Consider the following 9,698-nt stretch of genomic DNA (forward strand, 5'->3'; position numbering starts at 1 on the left):
GGGAACGGCAAGGGGGGGACGCGATGCTGGAGCGGAAACTGGTGGTGGACGAATCTGCCGGAGGGGCCTACTGTCCCGTGCGGGCGACCCTGGCCCTTATCGGCCAGAAGTGGGTGCCCCACATTTTCCACGAGTTGTCCAAAGGCAAACGGCGGTTCAACGAACTGGCCCAGGCGGTGGGCGGGGTGAACCCCCGCACCCTGAAGGCGCGCCTTACGGCCTTGGAGAAGGCGGGCGTCGTGCGTCGGCGGGTGGTGGAGACCCTGCCCCCCTGGGTGGAATACGAACTGACCCCCGCCGGGCAGGAGTTGGCCCAGGTGCTGGCCGCTTTGGGGGAGTGGGGGATGAAACACCTCACCCCCGAGGTGCTCTCCACCCTGGTGCGGACGGCGTCCCCGCCCACTTCCTGCTAGCCCCCACTCCCCACAACGAAGGGGCGCAGGAGGTACTCCTGCGCCCCCCAAAGCCCAACCCCAGGCGTTGCTACAGGCGCATCCCCTGGGCCACCAGTTCCCGATGGAAGTCGGCGTCGCCGTACATCAGTTCGGCGGCCTTGGCGCGGCGGGTATACAGTTGCAGGTTGTGCTCCTTGGTGAAGCCGATGGCACCGTGGCACTGGTGGGCCAGAGCGCACACCCGCCGGTAGGCGTCGGAGCACCAGGCCTTGGCCATAGCCACCTCCATGCGGGCGTCCTGGCCCTCGCTGATGGCCCAGGCGGCCTGATAGGCGATGTACCTCGCCCCCTCCACATCCACGGCCATATTGGCGCAATGGTGCTGGACGGCCTGGAAACTGCCGATGGGCCGTCCGAACTGGATGCGCTGTTTGGCGTAGTCCACCGTCATCTCCAGGACGCGCTGGGCACCGCCCACCATCCAGCAACAGGTGGCAGCGGCGGCGCGGCGGATGGCCCGCTCCACGATGGGCCAGCCCTGGTCCACCTGCCCCAGCACGGCCGTCCCTGGCACCACCACATTCTGGAAGGTTACCTCGCTCTGTCGGTCGGAGGCGATGGTCTTCAGGAGGGTCTGGGAGATACCAGAAGTTCGGGTGGGGACAAGGAAGCAGGTAATGCCTTGGGTGGGGTCAGCGCCCGAGCGGGTACGGGCGGCCACCAGGAGGGTGTCGGACACATGGGCATAGGGGACGAACAGCTTGGTGCCGGTGAGCACCCAGTCGGTGCCGCGGCGGGTGGCCTGCACCTCGCGGATGCCCTCGGCATCCCAGCGGGCGGAGGGTTCGGTGATGGCGAAGGTGCCGATCAGGTCACCCGAGGCGATTTTGGGCAGGATATCCCGCTTCTGGGCCTCGGAGCCGGCGTCCAGGACAGTCAAACCGAACAGCACCACGGTGGAGAAGTACGGGCCGGGGAGCAGGGCGCGCCCCATCTCCTCCAGCAGGACACACAGGTCCAGGAAGGAGTTGCCCAAGCCCCCATAGGCCTCCGGGAAGGGGAGGCCCAGCCATCCCAATTCGGCCAGTTTCTTCCACATGTCCACCGTATAGCCCTTCTCGTCCTCCTCCATAGCCCGCACATAGGTATGGGGGCACTCCTTCTCCAGGAACTCTCGGGCGCTGTTCTTAAGCATCTGTTGCGCTTCGGACAAGCCCAGGTCCATAAATACACCTCCTCGAATGCTTTGAGCGTTTCACGGCCGGAACAGCACCGCCAGGGTGACGAACACTAGCCGCCCATAGACGCGGTCTATCTGCGGGCGCAGGCTCTCCACCCTGCTGTCCAGGCGTTCCATCTTCCCCTCTAGGCGCTCCACCACGTGGCTATCCATCTCCTGGCTCCGGGCCTTTCTCGTGCCCTCTAGACGCTCCACGTCCCGCTCCAGGCGGACGCCCACCTGCTGGACAATCTCCCGCAGGCCCCGTTCCTGCTGCTGCGCCCCTGGCTCCTATCCCCGGGGCAGACCCAGGCCTCGCATGGCGATGATGTTGCGCTGGACCTCGCTGGTGCCGGCGGCGATGGTGGCACTGAAACTGGTCAGCCACGCCGTCTGAAGGCGTCCGTTCAACTTGGCCCACTTGGAGCCCCGCAGCAGTTGCCCATACGGCCCCATCATGTTCACCCCGAAGTTGGTAACCCTTTGCACCAGCTCGGTGCCGAACACCTTGCTGATGGACGACTCCTTGTTGGGCACCTGCCCCTTGCTTTGCATGTAGGCCACATTGTAGGCGATCATGCGGGCCGTGTGGGCCTGCACATACAGGTCGGCCAGGGCGTTGCGGACGCGGGCATCCTGGGCGAGGGGCCGGCCCGACGGGGCGAACTCGCGGGCGAACTGGGCCAGCTCCTCAATGGTGCGTCGGGCCGAGGCGGAGTAGTCCACCCCCGACCGCTCAAAGTCCAGCAGGGTAACAGCCACATACCAGCCCCGGTTCTCCTCCCCCACCAGGTTCTGCTTCGGCACCCGCACATTGTCAAAAAATACCTGGTTGAAGGAGTGCACACCCGCCATGTTGATGATGGGGCGCACGCTCACACCGGGGGAGCGCATATCCACCAGGAAGAAGGAGATGCCCCGGTGCTTCTCGGCATCGGGATTGGTGCGGGCCAACAGCATAATCCAATCGGCGCGGTGGGCCAGACTCGTCCAGATCTTGGAGCCGTTGATGACATAGTCGTCCCCATCTCGCACGGCGCGGGTCTGCAGGGACGCCAGGTCCGACCCCGACCCCGGCTCCGAATACCCCTGGCACCACTGCACCTCTCCCCGCGCCACCGGGGGCAGGAAACGCTTCTTCTGCTCCTCGCTGCCCCAGATCATCAGGGTGGGGGCCATCATGCGGGTGCCAAAGATATCCCTCCCCGGACAGCGTCCGTAGGACATCTCCTCGTTGAAAATGAGTTGGGTGATGTGGGAGGCTCCCATGCCCCCATACTCTTTCGGCCAGTGCAGGGTCAGCCACCCCTTCTGCGCCAACTTCTTGCGCAGGCGGCGTGTCATCTCCCATTCCTCCTCACCCAACTCCCCCCCGTCAAAGTCGGGGGGCACCTCGGCCTTGATGAAGGCCCGCACCTCCTGCCGAAAAGCCTCTTCCTCGGGGGTGAACTTGAAGTCCATAGCGCCTCCTTGCAAGCAACGCTCCCGCCCTATTGTAACGGGTATGGGTGGACTAAGCAAGGTCAGAAGGTGGGATGCACTGTTGACGAGGAGGTGCCCAGCCACGCGGTCAAGGCTTGGTGCAGGGACGGGGCTGGGGGCAACGGATTACCCCATCCCTCCAGGTGCACCCTCTCCGCCAAGGGGCGCCTTCCCACCCGCACTGGTCCTTCACCCGGATATCCGATAGGGATAATACCAATGGGGCGCACCTGGGGAGGTAAACCTAGCACACGGGCAACCTCGGCGTCTCGGAATGCCCCCACAAAACACGCCCCCAACCCCTCATCCACCGCTGTCAGCAGAATCAGCAGGGATGCAAAAGCCCCATCGGTGATGCAATACCTCTCCCATCCCCGCTGGCCGTAGCGCCAGGTGGTGCGGCGGGCATCGGCGCACACCACGATGACCACCGGGGCCTGGACGATGAACTCCTGCCCCAAGGCCGCCTCGGCTAACTGCCGCTTGCGGGTGGCGTCTTGAACCAGGATAAACTCCTGAGGCTCCAAGTGGCCTGCGCTTGGGGCCCTCTGGGCATATTCCAACAGACGCGCCAGTTTCTCCGCCTCCACAGGACGGTTCTGGAAGGCCCGCACCATGCGGCGTCGGCGCACAACGGTGCCGAATTCCACACCTACCTCCTTGTCCGAGAAGCACGCTCCATCAGCACCCCGCCGGAAAGTGGCGCTCTGCAGGCGTCGGAGGGGGGGCCGGCCGACCCACCAGAGGGCGCACCCTCTCCCACACCCGACGGGCCACCTCCCGACGGGGCAAGGTGGCATCCACGATGCACCACCGGTCAGGCTCCTCTTGGGCGAGGATCAGATACCCCTCCCGCACCCGGCGCAGGAAGTCCTCTCCCGCTGTTTCAAAGCGATCGCTCGTGGTCGGAGGACGCCGACGCAACCCCTCCTGGGGGGGTATGTCTAAAAGAAAGGTGATGTGAGGCACTAGCCCGGCCGTGGCCAATCGGTTGCCCGCCCGGAGAATGTCCAAGGGGATGCCCCGCCCATACCCTTGATAGGCCAGGGTGCTATCCGCCCACCGGTCGCATACCACCCATTGGCCCTGTTCTAGAGCGGGGGCCAGCACCTGACACACCAACTGGGCGCGCGCCGACAGAAACAAAAAGGCCTCCGCCTCGGGAGAGAGGGGGAAAGACGCCCTCTTCAGGAGACGGCGCAGGCGCTCGCCCAAAGGGGTGCCCCCCGGCTCCCGCACCAGGAGGGAGGGAATACCAACCCCCCGCAAGCGGCGAACCAACAGGCGGGCCTGCGTGGTCTTCCCCGCTCCCTCTATCCCCTCAAAGGTAACCAGCCGACCCCTCATCCCCTTGCCCCGAGGGCGACGGGTTGTAGCCGGCTTTGCCGTTGGCCACTAGCCAGGCGCTGGAGCACCGCCTCCACCACACGCACCGTGTTCTCCAAGTTCTCCACATCCAGGAACTCCAGGCGGTCTTGGGGGGTGTGGATGAGGCGGAAGTCGGGGGTGGTCAGAAGGACAGCGGGGATGCCGGCTTGAATAAAGGGGAGGTGGTCACTGGGGGCATCCCGCAGGTTGATGCCGGCGACGGCGATGCCTATCTGGCGACCTGCATCCAGCACGGTCTGTTGCAAGGCGAAATCCCCGGCGGTGGCTAGGCGCACGGCCGAGCCTATCACGTCCAGGTTGAGCACCGCCAGGATACCTTCCCGCTCCTCTGGGGAGAGGGATTGGACATAGAACCGGCTTCCGAACAGGCCCTCCTCCTCGCCCCCGAAGGCGATGAAGCGCAGGGCAAAGGGGAAGGAGTGCTCCCGCAGGCGTTGGGCCAGGGTCAGAAGCGCCCCCGTCCCCGATGCATTATCGTTAGCGCCCGGAACGCCCTCCACGGTATCGTAGTGGGCCGTGAGGAGAACGACCCGCGCCCCCGGGGGTGTTCCCGGCCGTTCGGCGATGATGTTCTGGCTGGGGTAGTCCTGGCTCCATACCCGCACCCGCAGGCGCACGGTCCCTTGCGCCAGCAGACCCTTGAGGCGCTGGCCCTCCTCCTGGCTAATGCTCACCACAGGTAGGGGAGCGCTATGCTGCAATGCTCCCTGGAAGAGGCCGGGCTGGTTGTTGGCCACCACCAGCGCCACCGCACCCGCCTCGGCCACCGCCTGAGCCTTCTCCTGGAAGGTGATGCTTCCCCGGTCGGCCAAGGCGATGCGCCCCCGCACCCCTTCAGCGGGGAGGTCCTCCCGTCGCGCCAGGCCCACAAACACCACCTCACCCTCCACCTCCCCCTCGCCCGAGCGGAGCATGTGGGCGTTCTCTATGGTCCCGGGGGTGGGAGCAAGAACCACCACTTCGCTATGGGTCAGAGTTACCGGGAACTCTTGCGTGCGCACCGCATAGCCCATCTGGGCCAGGGCCTCTTGTAGGAAGGCGGCCGCCTGCCGCTCCCGTCCCGACACCGTATCCCGTGGGGAAAGCGCTACCAACCTCCTGGCCCATTCCAGAACCTGCTCGCCCAGGGGGAAGGAGGCGGGCGTGGGCGAGGGGACAGGGGTATGGGCAGGGGTGGGCGTAGGGGTGGGCAGAGGGGTTGGGGTAGGGGGAGGAGTCGTCCGCTGACACGCCCCCACCAGCAGCAGGAGCACCCCCAGCAGGACGAGAGAAGCCAGACCCCGATGACGCTTCTGCATACCCCTAGCCTACGCCAGTTGGGGGCACGGGTCAATGGCCTCCGGGGGCTTGCGGCGTTTCGTCCACAGCACCACTTCATGAGCGCGGGGAAGGGCCACCAAAGGCATAACCTCCCCTTTGTCCGTAGTGGAGTGGCACCCTCGTGCCTTTCCGTTGACGGGGCGTCGGCATGCCCCTACAGTGGGGCTGTGGGAGCGGTCGCCACGCGCAGAGAAAAGGAAATGCGCGCCTGAAGCACACCCCTTCCCGATTGCACTGGCCGGGTCAATACTGCGGCCTTACCGCCACAGCATCCCCAGCAGACCTCGTTTACGCATCTGGGCCAGGCGCTTCATGAGCGCCTGCATCTCGGCGAACTGCTTCAGCAGGGCGTTCACTTCCTGCACCGTCGTCCCGCTCCCCTTGGCGATGCGCCGCCGACGGGAGCCGTCGATAATCTCCGGATGCCGCCGCTCCTGGGGCGTCATGCTCAAAATGATGGCCTCAATCCGCTTCAGATGCTTCTCGTCCAGTTCCTCTAGGGGTATCTTCCCCTTCATCTGGGCAAAGCCGGGCAAATGCTCCAACACCTGCTGTAACGGCCCCATGCGGCGTAAAGCGCGCAGTTGCTCCAAAAAGTCCTGCAGGTCAAACTTAGCCGTCTCCAGTTTGCGTTGCAGTTCCCGGGCCCTCTGCTGGTCCACGGCCTGCTGGGCCTTCTCCACAAGGGAGAGCACATCCCCCATCCCCAGAATGCGTTGGGCCATGCGGTCGGGGTAAAAAACCTCTAAGGCGTCGGGGCGCTCCCCCACTCCAACGAACTTGATGGGCACACCTGTTACTGCTGTGATAGACAAGGCCGCCCCACCCCGCGCATCCCCGTCCAGTTTGGTGAGGATAAGGCCCGTCAAACCTAGGCGCTGGTGGAACTCCCCGGCGGACCGCACGGCATCCTGGCCTGTCATGGCATCCAACACCAGGAGCACCTCATGGGGGGACAGGGCCTCCTTGATAGCCTGCACCTCTGCCATCATCTCCTCGTCAATGTGCAGACGCCCTCCCGTGTCAAAGATGGCCCAACCCACCCCCAACTGGCGCGCCTTAGCGAGGCCGTTGCGAGCAACCCCCACAGGGTCGGTCGCCCCCGCTTCCGCATAGACGGGGATGTCCAACTGCTTGCCCAAAACCTGTAGTTGCTGGACGGCGGCGGGGCGCTTCAGGTCGCAGGCCACCAATAATGACCTCTGGCCCCCGTTGCGCCGCAGGTAAAGGGCCAGTTTGGCGGCGGTGGTGGTCTTGCCCGAGCCTTGCAGGCCCACTAGGAGCACCACCGTGGGCGGTTGGGGGGCAGAACGCAAACGGTGCTCCCCCGCCGAGAGCACCTGGGTGAGTTCGTCGTAGACGATCTTGACCACCTGCTGGGCGGGGTTGATGCCCTGCAGCACCTCCTGACCGATGGCCCGCTCCCGCACCCGGGCGATAAAGTCCCGCACCACCTTGAAGTGCACATCCGCTTCCAGCAGGGCCAGGCGCACCTCCCGCAGGGCCTCGTCCACATCCCGCTCAGTGAGCCGTCCCCGGTTGCCCAGGCGTTGGAAGATGGCGGTGAGTTTTTGGGTGAGGGCTTCAAACATGCTCTATTCCCGCCTTCCATGCTAGCAGGGACGCTCTGTTTTCTGCCAGCACGCCCCCTTTCGGTTGCTCGGCACGCCCCGTAGGTGCCCACCTGATCCGCGCCGAGCATCCCCCTGCGGCCGTTTGGGGCGAAGGGAAAAGGACAACACCCCCACCACACACGGGCGGTGGGCTTCCGGATGCATACCCCTGGGCGAGGTGGGGAAAACGATCCTAGTCCGAGGAGGGGAGTTTGCGGGGCTGTTGGACGGGCATTTCCTGCCCGCAACAGGTCAGGGCACCGTCCCCTGCCTTAGTGCACAGGACGATGGTGTTACAGACAGGGCACTCGTAGCGGCGTCCCAACTGAATAGCCACAGGGCACCCTCCTCCACACGGGGACTGACGCCTCTGCAGGCGCTGTCTGCCGATATCATAAAGGGCGGGGGCGGTGCCGTCAACGCCCCTTATCCCACTGCCCTCCCCGACAGCACGCGGCCCCGTCTAAAGCCCACAAGGTATTGACAAACACCTCTGGCCTGGGTATGCTATGGTGTTACCCACAGAGGTTGCCCGCCAAAGGAGAACCTAACAACGGTGCTTCCCCTTAAGCGCCGGTGCGTTTCGTTGGCCACCTGCTCTTAACTGCGAGGCGCTGGCCACAGGGAGCTTTTTTTGCCTGTTGTTGGGCTGGTGCGGGCTTCTCACTGGGGGACAGAGGGGCGGATGGGTCTCCATCCCACCTATGTGCAGAAGCCTGGCTCTGCCGGGACGGCGGTAGCCTGCACCTTTCGGGGGAAACACACACTGCATGACGGTGCACTGGTATGTGCTCAAGACCAAACCGCGTGCCGAGCGCCTGGTGCAGGAGACGCTCGCCCGCTGGGGCATAGAGCACTACGCCCCGATGATTCTCCGCCCCTATGGGGCGCGCCGCACCAGCGAATACCTGTTCCCTGGGTACATCTTCGTGCGTCTGGACAACTCCTCCCCCCAGTGGCCACTTGTGCGGTGGGCACCGGGCGTCGCCTACTTTGTGGGGCAGGAGCGGGAGGCCATCCCCGTGCCCGACGCTCTGATAGAGCATATCCGCCGGCGCACCGAGGAGTGGAACGCAGGGGGCTACCAACGGGCTTTGCAGCCCGGGGAGAGGGTCAAAGTAACAGAGGGACCCTTCGCCGGCCTGGACGCTATCTTCCAGCGCTATCTGCCCGCCCGCCAGCGCTGTGAGGTGCTCCTGCACATTGTGAACCGCTGGGTGAAAACAGAACTCCCTGCTCCTGTCCTGCGCCCCCTTCGCACCACCTTCCGCGTGGGGAACCCCCTTGACGAAGGCTCCACCGCCTGAAACGGCCTCCCTGCCATCTCCCCAGGCCAGTTCGGCCATGCGCCTCCTGGAACGCATCGGCGCGCGGCAGGCCCGCATCGCCGTCATCGGCATGGGGTATGTGGGTGTGCCGTTGGCTGTCGCCTTTGCCGAAGCGGGCTTCCCTGTGCTGGGTCTGGAGAAAGACCCCCGTCGCGCCACCGCCCTGCAACGGGGCGAGTCCTACATTGACGATATCCCCTCGGCGCGCCTGGCCCGTGTCCTCGCTGCGGGCCACCTGCGCGTTACCTCCGACCCCTCCCTTTTGGCCTCGGCGGATGCGGTGCTCATCTGTGTGCAGACACCCTTCTCGCCCACGGGCGAGCCTGACATCTCCGCCATCCGTGAAGCGGGGGAAGCCGTTGGTCAGGCCCTTCATCCCGGGATGCTCATCGTCTTGGAGAGCACCACCTACCCTGGCACCACGGTGGAGGTGCTCCTCCCCCTGCTGGAGAGGAGCGGCCTGCGGGTGGGGAGGGACGTCTTCCTGGCCTACTCCCCCGAACGCATTGACCCCGGCAACACGCGCTGGACACTGCACAACACGCCCAAGGTCGTGGGTGGGGTTACGCCCCAGTGTGGGGAGGTGGCCTGCGCCCTCTATAGGGCAGTAACCGCCCAGGTGGTGCCCGTCTCCTCTCCCACCACCGCCGAGTTGGTGAAACTGCTGGAGAACACCTTCCGTGCTGTGAACATCGCCCTGATCAACGAGGTGGCCCTGATCTGTGAGCGCTTGGGTGTGGATGTGTGGGAGGTCATTGAAGCAGCCAAGACCAAACCCTTCGGCTTCATGGCCTTTTATCCTGGACCCGGCGTGGGGGGCCACTGCATCCCCAAGGACTTCCGCTTCCTGGCGTGGAAGGCCCAGGCGTTGGGGTACACCTCCACCCTGCTTGCGGAGGCCCACCGTATTAATGGGGGGATGCCCACCGTGGTGGTGGAGAAGGTGGCCCAC

General features: G+C 65.2%; 11 protein-coding genes. 3 read left to right on the plus strand and 8 right to left on the minus strand.

What is annotated here, in order from left to right; all coding sequences use genetic code 11:
• Positions 1-413: helix-turn-helix transcriptional regulator (locus tag NZ951_07135; GenBank protein ID MCS7207686.1), on the plus strand; the 413-nt coding region annotated here is incomplete at its 5' end.
• A gap of 70 nt (positions 414-483) precedes the next feature.
• On the opposite strand, the gene NZ951_07140 is transcribed toward NZ951_07135, so the two are convergent.
• From NZ951_07140 to NZ951_07175, 8 genes are all read right to left on the minus strand, one after another.
• Positions 484-1,620, minus strand: a complete 1,137-nt coding sequence (locus NZ951_07140) for an acyl-CoA/acyl-ACP dehydrogenase (GenBank protein ID MCS7207687.1) — start codon at positions 1,618-1,620, stop codon at positions 484-486.
• A 30-nt stretch (positions 1,621-1,650) separates the two neighbouring features.
• Complete coding sequence (locus NZ951_07145) at positions 1,651-1,854, minus strand: hypothetical protein (GenBank protein MCS7207688.1); 204 nt, start codon at positions 1,852-1,854, stop codon at positions 1,651-1,653.
• 51 nt (positions 1,855-1,905) lie between these two features.
• Entirely contained in the window at positions 1,906-3,075 is a 1,170-nt protein-coding gene (locus tag NZ951_07150) for an acyl-CoA dehydrogenase family protein (protein MCS7207689.1), read from the minus strand.
• 62 nt (positions 3,076-3,137) lie between these two features.
• Positions 3,138-3,746 (minus strand): nitroreductase family protein, encoded by a 609-nt coding sequence (locus tag NZ951_07155; protein ID MCS7207690.1) that lies wholly within the window; start codon positions 3,744-3,746, stop codon positions 3,138-3,140.
• Between the two features lie 31 nt (positions 3,747-3,777).
• Positions 3,778-4,443 (minus strand): dTMP kinase, encoded by a 666-nt coding sequence (gene tmk, locus NZ951_07160; GenBank protein MCS7207691.1) that lies wholly within the window; start codon positions 4,441-4,443, stop codon positions 3,778-3,780.
• Positions 4,440-5,783, minus strand: coding sequence for a M28 family peptidase (locus NZ951_07165; GenBank protein MCS7207692.1), 1,344 nt, complete (start codon positions 5,781-5,783; stop codon positions 4,440-4,442). The genes tmk and NZ951_07165 overlap by 4 nt, the downstream gene beginning before the upstream one ends.
• Before the next feature lie 279 nt (positions 5,784-6,062).
• Entirely contained in the window at positions 6,063-7,397 is a 1,335-nt protein-coding gene (gene ffh, locus NZ951_07170; GenBank protein ID MCS7207693.1) for a signal recognition particle protein, read from the minus strand.
• Between the two features lie 214 nt (positions 7,398-7,611).
• Complete coding sequence (locus NZ951_07175; protein ID MCS7207694.1) at positions 7,612-7,755, minus strand: desulfoferrodoxin; 144 nt, start codon at positions 7,753-7,755, stop codon at positions 7,612-7,614.
• Between the two features lie 433 nt (positions 7,756-8,188).
• Here NZ951_07175 and NZ951_07180 point away from each other — a divergent pair, with 433 nt between their 5' ends.
• Positions 8,189-8,725 (plus strand): hypothetical protein, encoded by a 537-nt coding sequence (locus NZ951_07180; GenBank protein ID MCS7207695.1) that lies wholly within the window; start codon positions 8,189-8,191, stop codon positions 8,723-8,725.
• The coding region (locus NZ951_07185; protein MCS7207696.1) for a nucleotide sugar dehydrogenase at positions 8,703-9,698 on the plus strand (996 nt) is incomplete at its 3' end. The genes NZ951_07180 and NZ951_07185, both read left to right, overlap by 23 nt.

Source organism: Dehalococcoidia bacterium, assembly GCA_025060295.1.
Taxonomy (GTDB): domain Bacteria; phylum Chloroflexota; class Dehalococcoidia; order Lucifugimonadales; family HRBIN23; genus HRBIN23.

Bases quoted from the DNA above. Each gene is read 5' to 3' on its own strand.
- NZ951_07150 (MCS7207689.1), bottom strand. From the start codon at position 3,075: ATGGACTTCAAGTTCACCCCCGAGGAAGAGGCTTTTCGGCAGGAGGTG.
- NZ951_07140 (MCS7207687.1), bottom strand. From the start codon at position 1,620: ATGGACCTGGGCTTGTCCGAAGCGCAACAGATGCTTAAGAACAGCGCC.
- NZ951_07180 (MCS7207695.1), top strand. From the start codon at position 8,189: ATGACGGTGCACTGGTATGTGCTCAAGACCAAACCGCGTGCCGAGCGC.
- ffh (MCS7207693.1), bottom strand. From the start codon at position 7,397: ATGTTTGAAGCCCTCACCCAAAAACTCACCGCCATCTTCCAACGCCTG.
- tmk (MCS7207691.1), bottom strand. From the start codon at position 4,443: ATGAGGGGTCGGCTGGTTACCTTTGAGGGGATAGAGGGAGCGGGGAAG.
- NZ951_07165 (MCS7207692.1), bottom strand. From the start codon at position 5,783: ATGCAGAAGCGTCATCGGGGTCTGGCTTCTCTCGTCCTGCTGGGGGTG.